Origin of the sequence: Propionispora vibrioides (genome assembly GCF_900110485.1) — a bacterium.
In the GTDB taxonomy this organism is placed as follows: domain Bacteria; phylum Bacillota; class Negativicutes; order Propionisporales; family Propionisporaceae; genus Propionispora; species Propionispora vibrioides.
Genome location: NZ_FODY01000001.1, coordinates 122352 through 143373 on the forward strand (window position 1 = coordinate 122352; position 21022 = coordinate 143373).

At 46.8% G+C, this 21022-nt stretch carries 22 protein-coding genes and 1 riboswitch; of the genes, 3 read left to right on the plus strand and 19 right to left on the minus strand.

Features of this window, described 5'->3' with window-relative positions; genetic code table 11:
* Window positions 1–21: 21 nt before the first annotated feature.
* Window positions 22–408 carry a 2-hydroxymuconate tautomerase gene (thmT, locus tag BMW43_RS21650; RefSeq protein WP_091743469.1) on the minus strand — a complete coding sequence of 129 codons (387 nt, stop codon included), beginning with the start codon at window positions 406–408 and terminating at the stop codon, window positions 22–24.
* A gap of 133 nt (window positions 409–541) precedes the next feature.
* Here thmT and BMW43_RS00690 point away from each other — a divergent pair, with 133 nt between their 5' ends.
* Together BMW43_RS00690 and BMW43_RS00695 are read left to right on the plus strand one after the other, a co-directional pair.
* Window positions 542–1144, plus strand: coding sequence for a hypothetical protein (locus BMW43_RS00690; protein WP_091743470.1), 603 nt, complete (start codon window positions 542–544; stop codon window positions 1142–1144).
* Window positions 1145–1231: 87 nt separating this feature from the next.
* The gene (locus tag BMW43_RS00695) at window positions 1232–2017 is read left to right on the plus strand and encodes a HipA family kinase (protein ID WP_091743471.1); all 786 of its coding nucleotides are present in this window, start codon (window positions 1232–1234) and stop codon (window positions 2015–2017) included.
* A 166-nt stretch (window positions 2018–2183) separates the two neighbouring features.
* On the opposite strand, the gene recG is transcribed toward BMW43_RS00695, so the two are convergent.
* Window positions 2184–4235, minus strand: a complete 2052-nt coding sequence (recG, locus tag BMW43_RS00700) for an ATP-dependent DNA helicase RecG (RefSeq protein WP_091743472.1) — start codon at window positions 4233–4235, stop codon at window positions 2184–2186.
* A 44-nt stretch (window positions 4236–4279) separates the two neighbouring features.
* Complete coding sequence (locus tag BMW43_RS00705; RefSeq protein WP_091743473.1) at window positions 4280–4477, minus strand: DUF1858 domain-containing protein; 198 nt, start codon at window positions 4475–4477, stop codon at window positions 4280–4282.
* 188 nt (window positions 4478–4665) lie between these two features.
* Between BMW43_RS00705 and rpmB the strand changes: the two genes are divergently transcribed.
* Window positions 4666–4857, plus strand: a complete 192-nt coding sequence (rpmB, locus tag BMW43_RS00710) for a 50S ribosomal protein L28 (protein ID WP_091743474.1) — start codon at window positions 4666–4668, stop codon at window positions 4855–4857.
* A gap of 96 nt (window positions 4858–4953) precedes the next feature.
* Here the strand turns inward: rpmB and hslO are convergent, their stop codons facing one another.
* The 16 genes from hslO to BMW43_RS00790 form a co-directional block, all read right to left on the minus strand.
* Window positions 4954–5808, minus strand: coding sequence for an Hsp33 family molecular chaperone HslO (gene hslO / locus BMW43_RS00715; protein WP_091743475.1), 855 nt, complete (start codon window positions 5806–5808; stop codon window positions 4954–4956).
* Complete coding sequence (gene yfcE, locus BMW43_RS00720; RefSeq protein WP_091743476.1) at window positions 5808–6383, minus strand: phosphodiesterase; 576 nt, start codon at window positions 6381–6383, stop codon at window positions 5808–5810. Before yfcE ends, hslO begins: the two co-directional genes overlap by 1 nt.
* Before the next feature lie 33 nt (window positions 6384–6416).
* Complete coding sequence (gene ribH / locus BMW43_RS00725; protein ID WP_091743477.1) at window positions 6417–6878, minus strand: 6,7-dimethyl-8-ribityllumazine synthase; 462 nt, start codon at window positions 6876–6878, stop codon at window positions 6417–6419.
* Window positions 6879–6881: 3 nt separating this feature from the next.
* A complete protein-coding gene (locus BMW43_RS00730) occupies window positions 6882–8090 on the minus strand; it encodes a bifunctional 3,4-dihydroxy-2-butanone-4-phosphate synthase/GTP cyclohydrolase II (protein WP_091743478.1) in 1209 nt (402 codons plus the stop codon).
* A gap of 21 nt (window positions 8091–8111) precedes the next feature.
* A complete protein-coding gene (locus tag BMW43_RS00735; RefSeq protein ID WP_091743479.1) occupies window positions 8112–8768 on the minus strand; it encodes a riboflavin synthase in 657 nt (218 codons plus the stop codon).
* Complete coding sequence (gene ribD, locus BMW43_RS00740; protein ID WP_091743480.1) at window positions 8719–9870, minus strand: bifunctional diaminohydroxyphosphoribosylaminopyrimidine deaminase/5-amino-6-(5-phosphoribosylamino)uracil reductase RibD; 1152 nt, start codon at window positions 9868–9870, stop codon at window positions 8719–8721. The genes BMW43_RS00735 and ribD overlap by 50 nt, the downstream gene beginning before the upstream one ends.
* An 89-nt stretch (window positions 9871–9959) precedes the next feature.
* A riboswitch (FMN riboswitch) is annotated at window positions 9960–10091 on the minus strand.
* Between the two features lie 81 nt (window positions 10092–10172).
* Entirely contained in the window at window positions 10173–11066 is an 894-nt protein-coding gene (gene rsgA / locus BMW43_RS00745) for a ribosome small subunit-dependent GTPase A (RefSeq protein ID WP_091743481.1), read from the minus strand.
* Complete coding sequence (pknB, locus tag BMW43_RS00750) at window positions 11066–12940, minus strand: Stk1 family PASTA domain-containing Ser/Thr kinase (RefSeq protein WP_091743482.1); 1875 nt, start codon at window positions 12938–12940, stop codon at window positions 11066–11068. The genes rsgA and pknB overlap by 1 nt, the downstream gene beginning before the upstream one ends.
* Before the next feature lie 13 nt (window positions 12941–12953).
* Window positions 12954–14381, minus strand: a complete 1428-nt coding sequence (locus BMW43_RS00755) for a peptidoglycan D,D-transpeptidase FtsI family protein (RefSeq protein ID WP_091743483.1) — start codon at window positions 14379–14381, stop codon at window positions 12954–12956.
* The gene (locus BMW43_RS00760; RefSeq protein ID WP_091743484.1) at window positions 14378–15640 is read right to left on the minus strand and encodes an FtsW/RodA/SpoVE family cell cycle protein; all 1263 of its coding nucleotides are present in this window, start codon (window positions 15638–15640) and stop codon (window positions 14378–14380) included. The genes BMW43_RS00755 and BMW43_RS00760 overlap by 4 nt, the downstream gene beginning before the upstream one ends.
* Window positions 15640–16365 (minus strand): Stp1/IreP family PP2C-type Ser/Thr phosphatase, encoded by a 726-nt coding sequence (locus tag BMW43_RS00765; RefSeq protein ID WP_091743485.1) that lies wholly within the window; start codon window positions 16363–16365, stop codon window positions 15640–15642. Before BMW43_RS00765 ends, BMW43_RS00760 begins: the two co-directional genes overlap by 1 nt.
* A 5-nt stretch (window positions 16366–16370) precedes the next feature.
* Window positions 16371–16604 carry an FHA domain-containing protein gene (locus BMW43_RS00770; RefSeq protein WP_177173419.1) on the minus strand — a complete coding sequence of 78 codons (234 nt, stop codon included), beginning with the start codon at window positions 16602–16604 and terminating at the stop codon, window positions 16371–16373.
* Between the two features lie 205 nt (window positions 16605–16809).
* Entirely contained in the window at window positions 16810–17571 is a 762-nt protein-coding gene (locus BMW43_RS00775) for an FHA domain-containing protein (protein WP_245732168.1), read from the minus strand.
* 262 nt (window positions 17572–17833) lie between these two features.
* Window positions 17834–18877 (minus strand): dual-specificity RNA methyltransferase RlmN, encoded by a 1044-nt coding sequence (gene rlmN, locus BMW43_RS00780; RefSeq protein WP_091743716.1) that lies wholly within the window; start codon window positions 18875–18877, stop codon window positions 17834–17836.
* 9 nt (window positions 18878–18886) lie between these two features.
* Window positions 18887–20218 carry a 16S rRNA (cytosine(967)-C(5))-methyltransferase RsmB gene (gene rsmB, locus BMW43_RS00785; RefSeq protein WP_091743487.1) on the minus strand — a complete coding sequence of 444 codons (1332 nt, stop codon included), beginning with the start codon at window positions 20216–20218 and terminating at the stop codon, window positions 18887–18889.
* Between the two features lie 39 nt (window positions 20219–20257).
* Window positions 20258–21019 (minus strand): DUF116 domain-containing protein, encoded by a 762-nt coding sequence (locus BMW43_RS00790; protein ID WP_091743488.1) that lies wholly within the window; start codon window positions 21017–21019, stop codon window positions 20258–20260.
* Window positions 21020–21022: the final 3 nt, after the last annotated feature.

Sequence of the window (21022 nt, forward strand, 5' to 3'; positions counted from 1 at the left end):
GGGCTGTTTTTTTACTTATTACTACTTATCCAGCATGAGTACGCCGGCTTTGCTGATATGTTGCTTAGCAGCCTCCCGGATTACGATGGTCACTGCGTCGGGCTGGCATTTGGCAGTTTCAACAATTACCTCCGTAATTTTTTTAGCAAGTTCTCTTTTCTGTTCGGTAGAACGGCCTTCCAACATATCAATTTGAACAATCGGCATAATAGCTCTCCTCCTTATCTTTGGGAGTCGCTGATTCAATAATCCTGTCGGGCTGGCTAAAGATTTTTCCGTCTGGCAAGGAAGCAAATCCTTATGAATAGCAGTGCTCTCGCGAGGCTTTGCTGACGACGCCAGGCGGAAAAAGACCTGATAGAACGAACAGTACGAATAAATCAGTGACTCCCTAAATATATTCGTCATTCACCCTAACAACCCTGCCGGTTAGGTTATGCTTTAACCAGGGAAATATGCCAAAAAAGGAACACTATCCTTCCATTTTTCATAAAGTATAGTAAGTCAGTTTATAATTTTTAACACAGGGAGGAAAACGTTTATGGGATTTTTACATGAAATCCGTAATCTAGAGTTCATTAAAGATCTGGAGCGTGAAATCAATACAGATGTATTGCTATTTGGAATTGATGGGTTTACCTATTATGGAAATTTGCAGGCAATTGAGGATTGCCGGATAGCTTTTCTAACCCCTGCAATAACGGCAGAATCCAATGAAGTTGAAATTCTTACGCCGGGGGGCGAAATCAGAGAAGTGACCTTCTTGCGAGTTGACCTGTGGTCAATTATCGCCAAAGGCTCCGGCATTGTAAACGATCCCTTTAATAACACCGGTTCCGGAAATGCCTTGAACGTTAACGGCGTAATCGGCTTAGGGCAGCGTGATGGAGAAGAGCAACGCCAGGACGGACATGATCTGGTATGTCAGTTAAGGCGCATGGTCGGCGATACAGTAGTGCTTACAACTTTGGGCGGTTTCTTATTTGAAGGAACGCTCGGCGCGGTAGACAATTGTCTGGCACTCTTAACAGTCAACAGTATTTTTGTTCCTGGTACTGATCAATGCATCAGCAACAGGGACGTAAGATCTGTCCTAGTAAATCTTGAATCGCTGACATCTATATCAACCGTTTGCTGTTGCTAACAAAGTTAAAAGTCCGTACTCCAGCGACTCGGTTAATCATATAGCCGGGTCGTTTTTATTTCCCTATTCTTCCCAGGAGGTTAACGTATGTTGTTTGCCAAGGAATATCTGGGACGCGTTGGTGTCGGAGCGACATCCCCCCATTTTTTTTGTGCCAACGACCGCAATATATATATTGTCAAGCTCCAAAACAACCGTTATGGAACAAAAGTATTAATCAGTGAACTACTGGCAAGTCAGTTAGGTAATTTACTCAATCTCTGTTTTCCCGCCAGCCAGTGTTTTACCATTGATGAGTCTTTCCTGGAATCCTATCCGCAGCTCCGAGCTGAAGGTGTTACTGCAGGCATCCATTTTGCCTCACAATATATATCCCATGCGACCTATATTGATAAATATACCTTTTCACAGATTACCAATCTTCATGAATTGGCAGGAGTGATATTTTTTGATCATCTCTTTCACAACGCTGACCGTACTAATAACAGAAAAAATTTACTGGTTGTTTCACAAGCTGCTAACTGTAAAGCCTATGCTATCGATAATTCCCATTTATTCCGCTCAGGAAAATGGACGAATGAATCGGTAACCTTTTTAGCAAATAAAATTTATATTTATTACCGTCGCGCTTTCCGGGTATTATTGAAAAACTATCTTATGCCGCAGGATTTTAAACCTTATGTGGAGGCCTTTAAAAAAATCAGCAAGCCCCAGATCAGAAAGGTTATCCAAAAAATCCCCGCTGAATGGTGGACTAATCCAGAAGAAGCGCAGACACTGGAAACCTTCATCGAAGAGCGCCAAAAAATAGCCGATAGATTATATTATGCTCTTAGCAGGTACACTGCAGCGGCGCCACATAGAATCACCTAAATAACCGCTGCTAAAAGGCAGCAGACATATTATTTATGCTAAGGGACTGCATATATTTTCTATGGCCGGCAATAATAGTAATGTAAATTTTCTCCTCTCCCATAATCGGCGGCGCAAGCCGCCCTTTTTTTGCCCTGATTACAGACCGGTAGCCGGTCATAAATTCTTAACATTGAAAAATCTGATCAAAGTGATGGTAAAAACGTTCTGCTATATAAGGACGCACCTTTTCAAATTCGTCGGTTTGCATAACCGTTTCATAGGCGGCCCTCCTGGCCTTCAGCAACAAGTCAAGATCATTGACGATATCTGCTATTTTTAGATCCGGCAATCCATGCTGCTGCTCGCCAAAAAAGTGACCGGGACCGCGCAGCAGAAGATCCTGCTCCGCCAAAGCAAATCCATCACTGGTATTTGTCATAACCTGCAGCCGCTCCTGTGATTCTGGATTGGGGTTATCTGACAATAAAATGCAATAGGACTGATGTTCGCCCCGGCCAATCCGCCCCCGCAGTTGGTGCAGTTGCGCCAGACCGAACCGCTCCGCCCCTTCAATGACCATAATAGTAGCATTAGGAACATTGACACCGACTTCAATGACCGTTGTGGCAATAAGCACCTTGATGCTACCCTCATAAAACCGGCGCATCATCTCATCCTTTTCCAGGTTCTTCATTTTGCCATGAACTAAGCCGCAGGTTATATGCCGAAAATAGGTTTCTTGCAGTTCTGCATAAAGCTGTGTCGCCGATTGAGCCTGGATTTTTTCCGATTCATCTACTAAGGGGCACACAATATAGGCTTGACGCCCTTTAGCTATTTCATCCGCTATAAATTTATAAACTAGCTGCCTGCGGTCCGAACCGCGGACAAAGGTTTTTATTGGTTTTCGCCCGGGCGGCAGCTGCCGTATGGAGGAAACATCCAAATCACCGTACACCGTTAAAGCCATGGTACGCGGAATCGGTGTTGCCGTCATAACCAGCACATCAGGCATCATGCCTTTAGCCTGCAGTTTGGCTCGCTGACGGACTCCGAAACGATGCTGTTCATCAGTGATTACCAACCCCAGCTTATGAAAACAAACATCTTCTTGAATCAATGCATGAGTGCCAAGGACGATATCAACGCAGCCGGTCTGAAGCGCTTGGAGCAATTCTTTTCGCTTCCCTTTCGCAAGACTTCCCGTTAAAAGCGCCACTTTAATTCCCAGATCTTCAAGCTGGGCAGCCAGAGTCTGATAATGCTGTTCCGCCAATATCTCGGTGGGCACCATCATAGCTCCCTGATAGCCATTTTCTACTGTCTTGACTAACGCGATAGCGGCCACAACCGTTTTACCGGAACCGACATCCCCTTGCACCATCCGCTGCATAGGCAACGGCTCCTCCATATCCGCTTTGATTTCCAGCAAGGCCTGTCGCTGTCCCTGTGTAAGCTGGAAAGGAAGCCGTTGTTCAAATTGAGCCACCAAGCTGCCGTCAGAAGCATGCTTGATTCCCAGCACGTCTTTTTTCACGGCATTCTTAGCATACAACAAACCGCACTGCAATAGATACAGTTCTTCAAAAGCCAGTCTTTCCCTCGCCTTTTTCAATACCTCCCAATTGTCGGGAAAATGAACCTGCAACAGCGCTTCTTTGCGTTCCAGTAACTCATACTGTAGTAGAAGTGACGCGGGCAGAGATTCCAACGGCTGTTGCAGAGCAAAATCAAGGGATTGTCTAATTAAATTTCTTAGCCACCGTTGGCTGACAGCCTCATTGGCCGGATAGACCGGCAATATAGTCCCGGCACAGGGCATCCCTGCCTCATCCAGAATTTCTATTTCCGGATTCATAATTTGCACCGGAAAAAATTTCGTTTGAACCTTACCATAGACCATGACTTCCATATTGACTTTATACTTTGTCTTTAAATAGGGCTGATTAAAAAAAACCAGTTCGGCCCTGCCGCTGTCATCCTGTATAATTATTTTCGTCAGAGTAAGGCGACGGGTCTTGTTAGCCGTAACCTTAAGTACCGTTCCCCGGCAGCTTTCCACATTGCCATCAGTCAGTTGACTGATCTTTTTTATTTGGCTGCGATCTTCATAGCGGCGCGGGAAATGCTCCACTAAATCCCGCACGGTATAGATACCTAAAGAAGCCAACAATGCGGCCTTGGCGTTTCCCACTCCTTTCATATATCTGATGTCAGTTGACAACGTCTTGATCAAAGTATCACCCCGGAAAGACTAGGCAAAGCTCGTAAGACACTTTGCTATTCTTTTTCTTTTGGTTGATTTAGTTCTCTTAACAGTGCATTTACATCAATATTATGCATTTTGGCTCCACTGGCAATAGTTTCCCTGGCGGAACCCATGCAGCCAATGCAACTCATTCCGTATAAAGCAAAAATTTTTCGAGCCTGCGGGTGCGACTGAAGCGCTTCCAGTATAGGAGTATCCTTGGTAATCATGTGCCACGCCTCCCAACACCTATTTACATAGATTTTCCCTAAAGCTTAGTTAAAATCCTGCTGTCCACATAAAGTTTCAAAGTTATTCCATAATTTTAGGAACAATCCCTTGCGCAAAGTTACTCTCTTATGTTAAAATATCTATGTTTGGTTTATAAGCGTGTCTTCATTAGAGGAGGTGTATATAGATGGCAAATGTTTGTGAAGTCTGTGGTAAGGGTGAGCAAAGCGGATTCAATGTCAGCCACTCCCATTTAAAAACAAAGCGTAGCTGGAAGCCCAATATTCAACGTGTCAAAGCTGTTGTTAGCGGCCAAGTAAAACGAGTCAATACTTGCACTCGCTGCCTGCGTTCCGGCAAAATCCAACGTGCTATATAAGTAGTGCATAAAGGGTTAACATCTGTTAGCTCTTTATTTTTTTCTCAAAAATAAAGGCTATAGCCAGTATTGGCTATAGCCTTATTTTATATCTGCTTATTTTAATAATGCTTCCAGTTCCTGACGGTTAAATTGGTATTTTTCCGCACAAAAATGGCAGCAAACCTCAGCCTTTCCTTCAGCGATCATGTCTCCCAGTTCCGCTTTTCCCAAACTTATCAAAACATTATGTACCTTCTCCCGCGAACAAAGGCATTGAAACGCTATCCCTGCCCGGTCATACCAGGTAATGGGGAGTCCCTGCAGTACCGCCTGGATGATACCAGCCGCGTCTTTTCCCTCATCAACCATTTGCGAGACGGGAGCAAGGTTAGCTAAATTGGCTTCAATTACTTGCAAACTTTTCTCCTCATGCCCCGGCAAAGCCTGCACGATAAATCCACCGGCTGCCGCAACAGTCATGTCGGGGCACACTAGCACACCAAGCGCTACACTGGAAGGCGTCTGCTCCGAGACAGCTAAATAACTGGTGATATCCTCCGCGATTTCACCACTTACCAAAGGGACATTCCCGGTAAAGGGTTGTTTTAATCCGGTAAAACGTGTTACATAAACATTCCCTTGACCTACAGCCGCACCGACATCCAATTTTTTTCCCCGTAAAGGTATATCGACATGGGGATTTTTCGCATAGCCCCTCACGGTTCCATGGGCCGTAGCATCGGCAACGATATCACCAATAGGTCCATCTCCGGCAATGCGTACAGTGAGACTTTCTTCTGTTTTCAAATTTGCAGCCAAAAGCAAGGCCACCGTCATCGTCCTGCCCAAGGCTGCTGCTACGACGGGAAAGCAATCATGCCGGCGGCGGGCTTCTTCGACTAACTGCGTAGTCACTGCCGCAACAATACGCACTCCTGGCGCCGTAGCTTTCATGATATGATCTCGCATTACATTCCTCCTGTAATAAGCTCCTCCTGTATTACTGACCCCGAATCTACATCTGTTATGGTTAGTTTCCCGTTATACAGGGTAGCCAGGGTAGCACGCCCGTCTTCACGCTTGGATAACTCCCTGACCGGTGATCCCGGATTTAGATGAATGATACCATCCCTTTTATTCAGCCGGGCAACATGGGTATGGCCGGTAATGATCACATGAGCTTTAAAATGTTTAGCAGCTTCAAATAGAGCTTCTTCATCTTTAAAAGTATGTCCGTGATTCACTACTATACGCATACCATTTATGACCACATAGCTATAGGGTGATTGTATAGGCATGGTAAGGACCATACTGTCTACTTCGGAATCACAATTACCCTGCGCTATAATAACCGGAACGGAGCACTGATTCAGGGCTTCAGCCAATTTTTGTGGATTATAGCCGGCAACAATTGGATTGCGCGGCCCATGATACAATACATCACCGGCGTGAAGAATTAAATCGGAAGCCTGTAAATATTCGCGGTATAGTTTATCCCAAGCACCAAAATAGCCGTGCGTGTCACTTACTATACTGATCCTCATTTTAATTGCCTCCATTATTTCCCTGGAAATATTTTACATACTTTTTAGCAGATTAGCCATTTCAATCGCCGAAAGTGCTGCATCAAAACCTTTGTTTCCAGCCTTTGTTCCGGCCCGTTCAATCGCTTGTTCGATATTTTCCGTAGTCAGGACACCGAAAATAGTGGGAACACCGGTAGCCATACCTACATGAGCCACACCTTTGGATACCTCAGCACATACATAATCATAGTGTGTTGTACCACCACGAATGACAGTTCCCAAACAAATCACCGCATCATATTTACCGCTGCCGGCCATCTTCTGGGCTGTCAAAGGAATCTCAAAGGCGCCAGGAACCCAAACAACCGTGATATCCTCTTCACTGGCACCATGGCGTTTCAGCCCGTCCAGCGCACCGCCCAACAACTTATTGGTAATAAACTCGTTAAATCTTCCTACAATAATGCCGAAACGCAACCCTGTCGCAACTAACTGTCCTTCATATGTTTTCATTGATTATCCCTCCATATTTTGTTTAAGCATGTGACCCAATTTTGCTTTCTTGACCGACAAATACCGTTGATTAAAACGGTTTGGTTTTATTTCCAGCGGGATGCGTTCGGTAATGGTTAGTCCATAACCTTCCAGCCCGACTCGTTTGCGGGGATTATTGGTCAGCAGTCGAATACTGGTCAGGTTAAGATCTGCCAGGATTTGCGCACCAATACCATAATCGCGCAAATCAGCCGGGAATCCTAAAATCTCATTGGCCTCCACCGTATCCTTCCCCTGATCCTGCAAAGCATAGGCTTTGATTTTATTCGCCAATCCAATGCCCCGGCCCTCTTGCCGCATGTACAGCAAAACTCCCTCACCTTCTGCTTCGATACGCTTTAAGGCTGTCGCCAACTGGTCCCCGCAATCGCAGCGCAGAGAGCCCAGTACATCGCCGGTAAGGCATTCGGAGTGAACCCGCACCATAACATTCTCCTTATTGGTAATGTCTCCTTTGACAAGGGCAAGATGGCATTGTCTATCCAGAGAACTTTCGTAAGCGATTAAATGAAACTCGCCATATTTAGTAGGCAATTTGGTCTCAGAAATTCGTTCCACAAATTTCTCATGCTTTTTTCTATACTTTATCAAATCGGCGATCGTAATGATTTTCAGTTGATGTTTTTTCACAAATTCCATCAGTTCCGGCACCCGGGCCATTTTCCCATTATCATTCATAATTTCGCAGATAACTCCCGCCGGATATAATCCGGCCAATTTGGCCATATCCACCGTGGCCTCGGTATGCCCGGCCCGCCGCAGTACGCCGCCTTCCCGATAACGCAGCGGGAAGATGTGCCCTGGACGCCGGAAGTCTTCTGCCTTGGCCTTAGGGTCCAGTACCTTTTGAATGGTTTCTGACCGTTCGTAGGCCGAGATTCCTGTCGTTACACTGGCAGCGTCAATAGACACGGTAAATGCCGTGCTCATCGTATCCGTGTTCACCTGCACCATGGCTCCAATTCCCAGTTCATCCAATCGTTCGCCCACCACCGGCATGCATATTAAGCCACGACCATAGGTAGCCATAAAATTGATTGCTTCCGGGGTGGCTTTTTCCGCAGCCATTAATAGGTCCCCTTCATTTTCCCGGTCTTCATCATCAACCACGACGATGATCTTGCCATTTCTTATATCCTCAATAGCTTCTTCAATCGTATTAAATTTCATCGCAAACCTCTCCTTCGTTTTCTAGAATCCATGATCCTTTAGATATTCCATGGTAATACCGACAGGCTTACCAGTTTCGCTCTGATTTTGCGGCAACCCCAAGAGCTTTTCCACATACTTTCCGATCATATCGACTTCCAAGTTAACCGGATCTCCCTTCTGTTTATGTCCCAAAGTGGTCAGAGAAGCTGTATGCGGAATTAATGATACGGTAAACCACTGATCGCCGCAGTCGACTACGGTAAGACTAATGCCATCAATGGCAATAGAACCTTTTTTTATAATATACCGCATAATTTCGGCATCTGCCGTAATCTTGATTAGAATGGCAATATCATTTTTCTCCTTGACGGCAATGCGTCCTACTTCGTCAATATGACCTGCTACAATATGCCCTCCCAAGCGGTCGCCAACCCGGAGTGTTCTTTCCAAATTAACATAGTCACCGGGTCTTAAATTTGCCAATGCAGTTCTATCAACAGTTTCCGGCATTACATCAGCGGCAAACCAACCGTTCGCCAGTTCTACTACGGTAAGGCAAGTGCCATTAACGGCAATGCTGTCACCCAATTTTGTCTGATCCAGCACAGTATTGGCATTAATCGTCAAACGAACCGACTTCTGGCCTCTAGCTATGGCCCTCACTGTTCCCAATTCTTCCACAAGTCCTGTAAACATCACGGCCCTCCCTTCGCTGCATGTAAGCAGTCAGCAATATATCTTTTCCAATATTTTTCACCTGCATGTCTTCAAGTACGGTAGCCTGCGCCATATCGCTCAGTCCCAATCCACCAACAGGTCCCGGCGCCGTTTTGCCGCCAATTATTTTAGGTGCGATAAACCAGTGCACTTTATCTACCACATTCTCCGCTAGTACCGAAGCATTCACCTCGGCCCCGCCTTCCACAAGAATACTTGTTATATTTCGTTGACCAAGCTCAACAAATAAATGTCGTAACGAAACACCTCTCCCGGCAACCAACGGCAGTGTAAGGACCTCTGCCCCCTTCGCTTGCAAAGCTGCCAGTTTTTCCGCCGAAGCCTCCGGCCCGACAGCTATGATGACAGGCGCCTCACAGTCACAAAGCAGCTTTGCCTCTAACGGAATCCGTCCCTTACTGTCCACAATCACGCGGATGGGATTTTTGCCGCCGCCCGGCAAGCGCGTCGTTAGCGACGGATCATCGGCAAGAACGGTTCCAATTCCCACTAAGATAGCATCGTACATATTACGCAAGCCATGGACATACTCTCTTGAACGCTCACTGGTAATCCATTTGGAATGGCCTGTATAGGTCGCAATTTTACCGTCCAGTGTTATTGCCGTCTTTAATACACCAAAGGGCAGTCCTGTGGCAATCCATTTGATAAATACTTCGTTCAGCTGTGCCGCTTCAGCGGCACAAACTCCCTCCAGCACCTCAAGACCATGCTGTCTGAGTTTCTGAATGCCTTTTCCTCTGACAAGCGGATTAGGATCAGTCATTGCCACAACGACCCTTTTCACACCGGCTGCAATTATGGCATCTGTGCAGGGGCCTGTGCGCCCATGATGGCAGCAAGGTTCTAATGTGACATATAGCGTTGCATTTCGTGCCAGTCTCCCAGCCTGGGCGAGCGCATGTACTTCAGCATGGGGTGTTCCTGCAGCCTGATGCCAGCCTTGGCCGACGATGCTGCCATCAGCAACAATGACCGCCCCAACAACAGGATTGGGTGATGTACGTCCCAGCCCTTGCGCCGCCAGCATCAGTGCCTGTTTCATATATAATTCATCCATGCCAGCCTCCTATAAAATAAAAATCCCCTAAAAACCGCAGGGGGTTTTAGGGAAATAACATACCAAGCCTATTAAACTGATGGCCCGTTTGTAGCCTTTTCCCATCCAGACTATACTGTCGGCCCTGGAATTTCACCAGATCAACCACAAAGGTTCGCGGGCTTTACCGCCGGTAAGGAATTAAAAGATGCACTCTTTTTCACCTTGCCCCAAAGGCTAAATCTATTCTTATGTATAGGTATATGATAATAAAATATTGACGATTAGTCAAACGGAATTTTTAAAAATTTACAGGACACGCTCTAAAACTTATTCCGTTGTTCCCGAAGCTCACCGATAATCTCCAAATAAGAGGCATAGCGGCTCTGAGCTATGTGGCCGTCAGTGACGGCTTCCTTTACCGCGCACTGCGGCTCCTTGACGTGAAGGCAGGAAGAAAACCGGCAATGGGCCGAGTATGGTTCCATTTCCGGAAAGCAATCTGCCAGCTGTGCCTCTTTAATGCCGGAAAACTCCGTAAAGCTAAAACCAGGGGTGTCGACGACAAACCCTTCCCCTCCCGCTAACGGCAATAACTGGGCAAACCGTGTCGTATGTTTGCCACGTCCAATCTTCTCACTTAATTCACCGGTAGTCAATTGAAACCCCGGTTCTATTGCGTTTAAAAGAGTTGATTTTCCCACACCCGACGGACCGGCGAAAGCGGAAATTTTTCCGTACAGAATCTGTTTTAATTCCGCTACACCGGTGCCCTCTTTGGCGGAGAGAGCAAGCACCGGATAGCCGATCGCTCGGTACAGGTTAATAATATCCTGCAAACGGTCCGCCGGCAATAGCTCAATCTTATTTATGCACAGGTATGCTTTTAAACCGGACAAAGCGGCAAGCACCAGAAAACGATCGACAAGTCCCACATGAAGGTCGGGTGTGGCAGCGGCAAATGTGACGATTACTTGATCAACATTGGCGACCATCGGTCGCTCCAATTTGGTACGCCTAGGTAAAATCTGCTCAATAACTCCCTTATCCGGTCCGTTGAGCGTGTACTGCACGATATCCCCAACTAACAGGGAAAAACGTTCCTGCTTCATTCTGCCTCGCAGGGTGCAAGTAATTTGGCTCGAATTGGTTTGCACATAGTAAAAGCTATTATAGGTCTTTACTACAATGCCCTGTATTAACTCATTCCCCTGCATCACAATGTCTGCTCCTGGGTCAGTGTTCCATTCAGATACACCTGCATGCGCACTTGCCCTACGCCTTCAATTTGCTTTTCAATCTTATCGCCAGGCTTGTGAGCGCTTTCGTAAACCACTCGCCGGCCATTGGTGTCTGTAACTACGATTTGGACAACCTGGCGCGACGCCCCGTCAGGCACAGTAATCTGTACTATAGCCCGTTTAATGGCACTAGGCGCACTTCTTGCCACAGTAAAATCAATAGAAGTGCCCTCCGTCACCTCGGCTGCGGCAGGCGGATTCTGACCGATGATCGTACCGGGAGGATACTTGTCGCTGGCCTCTTCCGTTACCTTGCCCTGCTTCAGCTTCAGGCTTTCCAGCTGTGTACTCACGGTAGTTAAAGGCGTTCCCTGAAAATCAGGCAGTACAATTTTGCGGGGAGTCGGGCCTTTGCTAACCACCAGATCAATAGGCGTACTCTTATTTACATGAGCCGGCGGACGGGGATTTTGGCTAATAACCGTATCGGCCGCCACATCCGTGGAGAACTGTTCGTCAACCCGGCCCAAGGTAAGCCCTGCATTCTTCAGTTGCAGCTCCGCATCTCTGCGCGTTAAACCTCGCAAATCGGGCACTACGGTGATTTCACCGCCTTTGCTAACCACCAGTGTGATCGTACGCTGTTCCTTGACGGTCGCTCCCGCTTCCGGATACTGGGATACAACATAGCCGGCGGGAACAGTATCGTTATAGGCCTCGGAAATAGAGACCCGTAAGTTTTGGTTAGTTAATACTGTTTTGGCAATTTCGACCTGCTTCCCTACCACATCGTTGACTACCACATCATTGTTGCTCCAGAACTTACCGAAGATCAGAAAAGAACCCAGAGCCACACCGAAGAACAGCAATACTAACAACAAAATCCACCAGAGCTTGGATTTTTTCTGGTTATTAGCCCGTTTATTTTCATTCTTTACCACACGGGTCGAAGCCGCATTGGTCTCCGTGATTTTAGGCAATACCTGAGTGGGAAAATCGCTGTGCGATAGCCGGCGGGTATGATCATCATGCAAATAATTCTGAGAAAGTTTAAGATCAGCAATCATTTGCCCGATATCATCAAACCTGGCCGTTACCTCCTTGGCCATAGCCTTTAGGACGGTAGCCTCAACCAAAGGCGGGATTTGAGGATTAATTTCCCGCGGCGGCCGGGGCTCTTGCTGCAGGTGCTGCAAGGCAATGCTAATGGGTGTCTCACCATTAAACGGCACAACACCAGTCAACATTTCATATAAAACAACACCTAAGGAATAAATATCCGACTTATTACTTACCATTTCGCCCTTAGCCTGTTCCGGTGAAAAATAATGAACCGATCCCAAAATGGTTCCGGTATGATTCATCGTGGCTGAAGTAACCGCCCGGGCAATCCCAAAGTCCGTAACCTTCACCCGTCCTGTACGGGTAATTAATATATTATGAGGTTTAATATCGCAATGGACCAAATTATTCTGATGTGCATGCTCCAGAGCTTCGGCAATTTCTATGGCAATGCGGATTGCATTTTCCACCGGTAAAGCATTGCTGCGGACAATACGATCCTTAAGTGTCTCTCCCGATATGTACTCCATGATTATGTAATAAATACCCTCATCCTGTCCAACATCATAAATATTTACGATATTAGGATGTGATAGCCTGGCGGCTGCCTGGGCCTCGCGGCGGAATCTGGTTACAAATTCATCGTCATGGGTGAATTGGGAACGCAGTACCTTGACGGCAACCGACCGATCCAACAGTTGGTCATGGGCCCGATAGACATCCGCCATTCCACCGCCGCCGATATGTTCCAATATAGTATATCTGTTGTCTAATGTTTTATTGAGCATGAACTTCACCCCCTTATCGTAATGCCTGTGCTAATATTTTCCGGGCGATGGGAGCGGCTATCTGACCACCGGCCCCCGCGTTTTCCACAATAACAGCAATAGCAACTTCCGGATTATCGGCAGGTGCGAACCCGATAAACCAGGCATGCGATTCTCCATGAGGATTCTCTGCCGTTCCGGTTTTTCCTGCCACTTGGATACCGCCTAAACCGGCAGCACCGCCAGTACCTTCATTTACTACAGTTACCATCATATTTTTTATTTCATCAGCCACTTCAGGAGCAGCCGGTGTCAACCAAGTCTCCGGCGAGTACGTCTTTCTCACACTGCCATCGGCAGCCTGTATTTGGCTGACAAGAAATGGTTTCATCAACTTTCCCTGATTCGCAAAACTACTAGCTAACAACGCCATGCGCAACGGCGTAACCAATAAGCTGCCCTGACCGATCCCGGTTTGGGCCAGATCACCATCACTCAGTTTTGAAAACTCCGGCAAATGACTGGGCGTTTCCTGCAAGTCTTGCCCAAGAGGTTTTAGGAAGCCATACCGGTCAAACGTTTCTTCCAATCTTTTACTTCCCAGTTTCAAGGTAAGACTGCCAAACATAGTATTGCAGGAAACAGCCAGGCCTTGCTGCAAGTTAATTTTTCCATGCTTTTGCGAATCATGCTCATTAAGCACATAATCAGGCCCGATTTTCAAGGCCCCGTCACAATTAAAAGTCCAAGCCAAATCAACTATTTTCTCCCGCAAAACCGATTCCGCGATCATAACTTTTATAGTTGAACCCGGCGGATACAATCCCTGGGTAGCCCGATTCAAAAGCAAGCTATCCTTGGAGTGTGATATATTGTCCCAGTCAGCCTCTACCGAATTAGGATCGAAGGCCGGCTTACTTACCATCGCCAGAATTTCTCCGGTACGGGGATTTAAAACAACAACGGCTCCCCGGTGATTACCTAGCGCTGAATAAGCTGTCTTTTGCAGATTTACATCCAGCGTTAACTTTACATTATCACCCTGCTCCGGCATAAACAGCTGGGCAATAGCGCCCCACTGAGCCAATGGTGTATTGAGGCCTGTCAAGTAAGCGGCATAGGAAGCTTCCATCCCTGATTTTCCATATTTATCACTATTATACCCGACAATATGCGCCGTTACCGGCCCAAAGGGATAGTTGCGCTGCTGACCGTTCTCTGACCTTTCACTATAGGCAAGTTTATTGTTATTTCTATCCAGGATTTGACCGGTTAATACCCGCTTGCTGGCTTCCGTGAGTCGTTTATTCAGAGGATGTTCCGCAAGCGAACGGCTCTCGTAGGTCTGCAGATAGGAAACATAAATGAACAGGATGCATAAAAGAGCCAGAATACAAATGGCAACCTTGCGAATATGGCTGCGCAGCGAATTTTCAAATCCATTAAAGCGGTTAGAATTCATATGTTCTTAGGCCTCATTTCGGATATACCAAATAAAATCCCTAATAGGATGAAGCCGGACAGCACAGAACTTCCACCATAGCTGATCATCGGCAAAGTAATTCCTGTAAGTGGAAAAAACTTGGTAACCCCGGCAATAATCAGGAATATCTGCAAACCCATACTAGCGGACAGACCGCCGCCGAGCAACGCATAAAAGGGATCTTCCTGCAGCCAAGCAGTCCGAAAGGCGCGGTAAACTAAAAGAATGTAGATTAGCATCACTGCTCCCGCTCCTAAAAAACCAAGCTCCTCACCTATGGCCGCAAAGATAAAATCAGTATGAACTTCCGGAATCATATTGGGAAATCCGTAGCCCAAACCACTGCCTAGCATGCCGCCTGAACCAAAGGCGAATAAGGACTGCACAATTTGATAGGCTCTGCCATTCGGATCGGCCCAGGGATTGAGCCAAATATCCACTCTGGTTTGAATATGAGGATAGAGCATATAACACAAAACCGATCCGCCTAAAAACAAAACGGCCCCAATCAGAATATAACTCAACCGTCCACTAGCCATATAACTCATCAAAATGGTTATGCTGAAATATAAAAGTGCCGATCCCATATCCCGCTGTAAAACAAGCACCAGCATGGTTATTCCCCAGACGACCAGCAAAGGAGCAACAAACCGGGGATGGGGCAGCATAAAGGGCCCCACCCGTTTACTGGCATAAGCCAGTACCTCACGCCGTTCATTCAAATAGGCCGCCAGGAATATGACAATAAACAGTTTGGCAAATTCCGAGGGCTGAAAACGGATGGGTCCTAAAATAACCCAACTGCGGTGTCCGCCAATATCCACACCTAATACAATAGCCGCCAGTAACAAACTAATACCGATAAAGCCGCAGATATATTTATATTTTGTTAAGGCTTCGAGGTTTTTCGAAAAATGAACGGTCAGACCAAAAGCCGCTATACCAAGCAGCATCCAAAGCACTTGTGAAAAAAACAAATCCGGCGTTAAACGAAAAACCATAATTAAGCCAATCGCCGATAAGACGGCAGTCAACGGAAAAAACAGCGGGTCTCCGTGATAACCGGTTTTGGACAGATAAATGCTTACCCCGAACCAAGCCATGACTACAGCGGCTATCGCGCCCAGCACCGGATAATCCATATGCTTTTGAACCAGGCCGACAACGACGACGCCGTTAATCAACACGGCACTGGCCAACAGTAGCAAGAGATAATCCGCTTTCCCAGTTCTTGTCATTATACATCACCATATTGCAGCCAAATGGCCGTTATATTATCCATACCGCCTGCCGCATTGGCCTTATCAATCAGGTTATCTACAACCTTTTGGCTTTCAACAGCAGCACCATTTACAGATAAAATTTGAAGAATGTCCTGCTCACTAAGCATATTGGTCAAGCCATCAGTGCAGAGCAATATGTGATCTCCCGGTTTCCATTGAAACACACCGCTGTCAATTTTAATGTCAGGACTAGTGCCGACCGCCCTGGTAAGCATATTACGCTGGGGATGGGTCTGCATTTCATCTCTGGTTATATTGCCATTGAGAAACAACTCCCAAACCAGCGAGTGGTCACTGGTAATTTGCAGCATATTCTCTTTTTGAAACAGGTATAACCGGCTATCGCCGACATGACTCCAGTAAACGGTATCTGTTTCCACATAGACTGCCGTCAGCGTAGTTCCCATTCCCAAATATTCCGGTTTACTTAAAGAAGCCTGGTAAATCAGTTCGTTGGCATGGGAAATGGCGTCTTCCATCAAATTCTGCAAAGGAATTTTCCCATAACCTGCCTCCACTTGTTCCAGCAAAGCTCTAATAGCCAGCCCGCTGGCAACTTCACCTGCCGCATGTCCACCCATACCGTCTGCCACAGCAAATAAATAGGGAGGGTGAAAGGCATAGCTGTCTTCATTGATTTCTCTCATCCGGCCGATATCTGACTTCACACTGGCTAACAAACCGATCACCTCTCAAACTTAAAACTCACTGTCCCAATCTTTACTATGTCGCCGTCTTTTAGCAAGATTTCTCCCTTGACAGGACGGTCATTTAAAAATGTGCCATTGGTACTGTTCAAATCAGCTAGCCAATAATCGTCCTTCTGTCCGGCAATACACGCATGGTCATGGGACACAACCGTATCTTTGATAACAATATTGCTATGCTCATTCCGGCCGATCGTAAAGGTTTCCTTCAAGTAAAACTCCGACCGTGGAAACTGCAATCCACCGCTGTCAAGAAGGATAAGCCGGGCTTTTCTGTCATTTGTAAAAAAAGCTTTTCCCGTCAGGTCGGTATACATATATTTTATTGCAAAATATAAAAAAAGGTATATAAGTACCAGGAGACTGTATTGCAGAACTATACTAACCGCATTCACTAAAACAAGTTTTTCCGGCAAGCTACTTCACCTCATATACAATGACCGTATTGCCCAGTTTTATTTCGTCTCCGGAGCGCAAAACTTTGCGGCTGACCCGCTGACCATTCACATATAATCCATTCAAGCTATTCGCATCATGCAGGATATGGCTGTTATCTTCATAGATGATATAAGAATGCAACCGTGACGTATTCATATCCGTTAAAGTCAACTCATTACCCTCACGGCGGCCAAGATTGATTCGCCGCTTGCCGATTTCAAGGCTCTTGCCTTCATCAACGCCTTCTACCACCTGTAATACGGCCATCCTGCCATCCTGCTGACCGGCAGCAGGACTCAACTTGGTAAATACACGCGTATCAGAAAGCTCGCTTTCCACACTGCCACCCGACGGCATTTCCATCGACGGTTCGGTGTATTCGGCATTAATCCGAACATTCCCCTGCAGCAAGGACTCATCCGGTTCCAGACTAATAAGAGGATTTCCCACCAGCGTAAATCCTCTTCGCGACGCCTGTTCATTCAGATAGTTTGCCAGTTCAGTGCAAATGGTCTCCTGATATGGCAACATTCGGTCATAATCTTGTTTACTTACATAAACTACATAGCCATTAGGAACATAAATATGGTCTACGCTAATAGAGCGAGCATCTTCCATGGCTCTAAACAGTTGTTTGGCAATTTCTACAGGCTGCAGTTCCCCTGCGATTTTCTTATTCAAAAAGCCTTCTATACATTTTTCAAATAAATCTTCCAGACTGCGGACAAATTTTATTCCCATATTATACACTCCAAATTCTTATAGCTGTATTATACGCTATATTTCCAGTATAGTCAAAAATAAGCATTATCACGCAAAAAAAGGCGTTAACCGCCTTTTACTCTGTTTTTCCAGGGAAGCACTAATTTAATGAGCTGTCGGCCTGGAGAGAGAGTTTCTCGCCAGGCAAGAAAGCAAAACCCAGAGGATCGCTGGGCTATTTCAAAGTTTACCGACATAATCAGGCGGGAAAATATCTGTCGGGACAGGCAAAGTGAATAAATCAGTGGTTCTCTAAATGCTTTTTTCTAAGCTGTCCGCAAGCCGCCTGAATATCCGCCCCCATTTCCCGGCGAACAGTAACATTGATGTTATGGGCAAGCAGCGTTTGTTCAAACCTTTTGATTGCCTCCGCCCCTGGCCGCAAGAGCCCTCTTTCCGGTACCGGGTTGACCGGAATCAAATTAACATTGGCCAACCGTCCCCGGAGCAGCTTCGCCAGCTCCTTAGCATCACTAACGCGGTCGTTACGCTCTGCAATCAAAGTGTACTCATAGGTGACCCGTCTTCCTGTCTGCGCAGCATAACGATCTCCCGCAGCCAGCAGACCAGCGATAGGATATCGTTTATTCACAGGCATAAGTGTCGAACGGCTCGTATCATTCGCAGCATGTAACGAAATCGACAGAGTAATTGGCAACCCTTCTTGCGCCAACCGCTCTATTTCCGGCACCAGGCCCGAGGTGGAAAGCGTAATGCTGCGATAACTCAAATGTAGCCCATACTCCTCATGACATAGGCGAATAAACTTGACCACATTTTCGTAATTAGCCAACGGCTCGCCCATTCCCATAATAACAATGCTGTCTACTTTCTGTCCCTCCTGCGCAAGAAGAGACTCGATATGCAAAACCTGCGCCATGATTTCACCGCAAGTTAAGTTTCTGGTCATTCCCTGCAAGGTAGAAGCACAAAAAATACAGCCCATGGCGCAGCCAACCTGGGTAGACACACACACACTATTGCCATAGGACTGACGCATAAGTACTGTTTCCACAGCAGACTGATCGGGAAAACGGAGCAAATACTTACTTGTCTTCCCATCACCCGACTGCCAGACCGTCTGCAATTCATATTCCCTTACGGTAAAGTGCTCCGCCAGTAAGGTTCGCATGGACTTAGGCAGATTGATCATGGCAGAAAAATCGGTTACATGCTGCTTATATATCCAGTTGACAAGCTGCGAGGCACGATAGGCCGGCAAACCAAAAGGCTTAATGACAGCAGCAATTTCCTGAACAAACAGCCCCAGTAAGGCCACTTTCACTGCTACCACCTACCTTACTCTCTTCATTCGTGCAATAAAAAATCCATCCACCTGATCCCGCTGCGGCCACAACTGAACGGTTTCCTGATCGCCGTGGGGCTGCGGTAAATATTTTCCTGTTTTTTCAAGTACAAATTCCGGATGGCTCCGCAAAAAGGCGTCGACGACTTGCGTATTTTCTTCCGGTTCGGTAGTACAGGTACTGTAAACCAATATCCCAGCCGCCTTCACACAACAAGCGGCGCTATGCAATATCTGCAATTGCAGTTCAGGCAATTTCCTGAACATGACCGGGCTTTTTCGCCATCTGGCATCAGGTTTGCGGCGCAAAACCCCCAGTCCGGAACAGGGAGCATCCACCAATACACGGTCGGCCTGTCCGGCATACAAGTCTCCAATCTTTGTGGCATCCAACACCTTGGTTTCTATCATGCCAATACCCAGCCGCGCTGCATTTTCCTCTACCAGGGCCAGCTTGTGCTCATGCACATCCGCCGCTACAATACGTCCCTGATTACTCATCAGTGCTGCCATATGGGTACTTTTCCCCCCCGGTGCACTGCAAACATCCAAAATAAACTCACCGGCCTGCGGTGCCACTACATGGGCTACCAGCATGGAGCTTTCATCCTGGATCTGAAACAAGCCCTGTTGCAGGGACTGCAGTGAACCGAGCGCAGGAAATCCATAGCAAAGAATCCCTTCCGGCGTCCACTGAGAAGCTTCACATTCCACCCCTTCTTCCGCCAGAACAGCCAGCAGTTTATCGCGGCTTATTTTCAATGTATTTGTCCGCAGTGACAAAGGCGGGGTAGCATTGTTAATTCGACATAGCGCCTCAGCCTCCTCCGGGCCAAGACGTTCAATCCAACGTTTTACAATCCAATCGGGATGAAAATACCGCAACGCCAGAGAGCGCACCGGATCGTCCTGCATAGCCGGATACACCACTTTCTCAGGATTCCTCGCGGCATTTCTTAGGACTGCATTAACAAACTTGACAGTGCCTGCATGACCATATTTTTTAGTTAACTCCACCGCCTGGTTACAGGCTGCCGAGTCAGGAACCTTGGAAAGGAAAAATAACTGGTACACGCCCAGACGCAGAATATTACGGATAACAGGAGCTACCTTCTTCAGGGAACGGCTGAGATAATGTTCAAGAATCCAGTCCAGTGTGGCTCCCGCTTTCACAGTTCCGTAAACCAGTTCGGTCACAAAGCGGCGGTCCTGGTCGGAAAGTTGCTGCGCACCCAGTTCTTTTGCCAGAGCAATATTAGCATACGCAGCATTGGTATCAATCGTATTGATAATTTTTAGTGCGACTTCTCTTGCATTCAATTGTATCACCACTTTTAACGAATTAACTATTATTTATTCTTACGCGATAAAGCTGAGGAGCGCTTCTTCCACTTCCGCCACATTAATTCGCGTATTGCAGCAGGGTCCGCAGGGACGCTGATTCAAAATCCCGATAACCGGCAGCGGAAACACATCCTGAATTCCGCTTGTCAGATCCCGTTCACAGGCGATTGCCAGCACGGCCTGGGGACGCAAAGTTTTTATAACTTTTCTCGCCAGCGTCCCGCCGGTAACAACAGCCACATGAACCCCATATTTTTCTTGCAGCCTGAGCAAATCACCGACCTGGCACATACCACAGGAACGGCAATTGGCTACATCACGGGTTATCTTATGCGGGCAAGACTCTTGTTGAATACAATGCGGCGTAAGGATGAGCAGCCGTTCCGGCTTGACCCGTATATGTTTTTTCTTGATTAAATAATTGCTGACTTCAATGAAGGAACGTTCCACCCGCTCTTTTTCAAAATCCAGCAATTTCCCGATGCGAATGGCAACAGGAAACAACAGATTGATCGCCGACCAGGCGTATCCCTGAAAAATGGACAACGTCGGCAGGCCCAGAATAGCCAAAATAATGCCGCCTACTCCACAGGCAACCAGGAAGATGGCAAGAGCCAGCAAGCCACCGAGAATAACGGGCAAATGTTCACTGATGAGAGCCAGTCCCGGAAAACTAACCATCCATAACCCATAAATAGATAAAGCGGCAACTAGCAAGCTGGCAAGAATAAGCGCCAGAAAAAGACGTTTTTTAGGACGAGGAATGACCCCGATCATAAC

What these genes read in the sequence shown, in the direction of transcription:
- yfcE (WP_091743476.1), bottom strand. Translation starts at nt 6,383, where the DNA reads ATGAGGATCAGTATAGTAAGTGACACGCACGGCTATTTTGGTGCTTGG.
- BMW43_RS00690 (WP_091743470.1), top strand. Translation starts at nt 542, where the DNA reads ATGGGATTTTTACATGAAATCCGTAATCTAGAGTTCATTAAAGATCTG.
- pknB (WP_091743482.1), bottom strand. Translation starts at nt 12,940, where the DNA reads ATGCTCAATAAAACATTAGACAACAGATATACTATATTGGAACATATC.
- rsgA (WP_091743481.1), bottom strand. Translation starts at nt 11,066, where the DNA reads ATGCAGGGGAATGAGTTAATACAGGGCATTGTAGTAAAGACCTATAAT.
- BMW43_RS00775 (WP_245732168.1), bottom strand. Translation starts at nt 17,571, where the DNA reads ATGGGAATAAAATTTGTCCGCAGTCTGGAAGATTTATTTGAAAAATGT.
- BMW43_RS00790 (WP_091743488.1), bottom strand. Translation starts at nt 21,019, where the DNA reads ATGATCGGGGTCATTCCTCGTCCTAAAAAACGTCTTTTTCTGGCGCTT.
- ribD (WP_091743480.1), bottom strand. Translation starts at nt 9,870, where the DNA reads ATGGATGAATTATATATGAAACAGGCACTGATGCTGGCGGCGCAAGGG.
- BMW43_RS00760 (WP_091743484.1), bottom strand. Translation starts at nt 15,640, where the DNA reads ATGACAAGAACTGGGAAAGCGGATTATCTCTTGCTACTGTTGGCCAGT.
- BMW43_RS00735 (WP_091743479.1), bottom strand. Translation starts at nt 8,768, where the DNA reads ATGTTTACAGGACTTGTGGAAGAATTGGGAACAGTGAGGGCCATAGCT.
- hslO (WP_091743475.1), bottom strand. Translation starts at nt 5,808, where the DNA reads ATGCGAGATCATATCATGAAAGCTACGGCGCCAGGAGTGCGTATTGTT.
- rpmB (WP_091743474.1), top strand. Translation starts at nt 4,666, where the DNA reads ATGGCAAATGTTTGTGAAGTCTGTGGTAAGGGTGAGCAAAGCGGATTC.
- BMW43_RS00705 (WP_091743473.1), bottom strand. Translation starts at nt 4,477, where the DNA reads ATGATTACCAAGGATACTCCTATACTGGAAGCGCTTCAGTCGCACCCG.
- thmT (WP_091743469.1), bottom strand. Translation starts at nt 408, where the DNA reads ATGACGAATATATTTAGGGAGTCACTGATTTATTCGTACTGTTCGTTC.
- ribH (WP_091743477.1), bottom strand. Translation starts at nt 6,878, where the DNA reads ATGAAAACATATGAAGGACAGTTAGTTGCGACAGGGTTGCGTTTCGGC.
- BMW43_RS00695 (WP_091743471.1), top strand. Translation starts at nt 1,232, where the DNA reads ATGTTGTTTGCCAAGGAATATCTGGGACGCGTTGGTGTCGGAGCGACA.
- BMW43_RS00730 (WP_091743478.1), bottom strand. Translation starts at nt 8,090, where the DNA reads ATGAAATTTAATACGATTGAAGAAGCTATTGAGGATATAAGAAATGGC.
- BMW43_RS00755 (WP_091743483.1), bottom strand. Translation starts at nt 14,381, where the DNA reads ATGAATTCTAACCGCTTTAATGGATTTGAAAATTCGCTGCGCAGCCAT.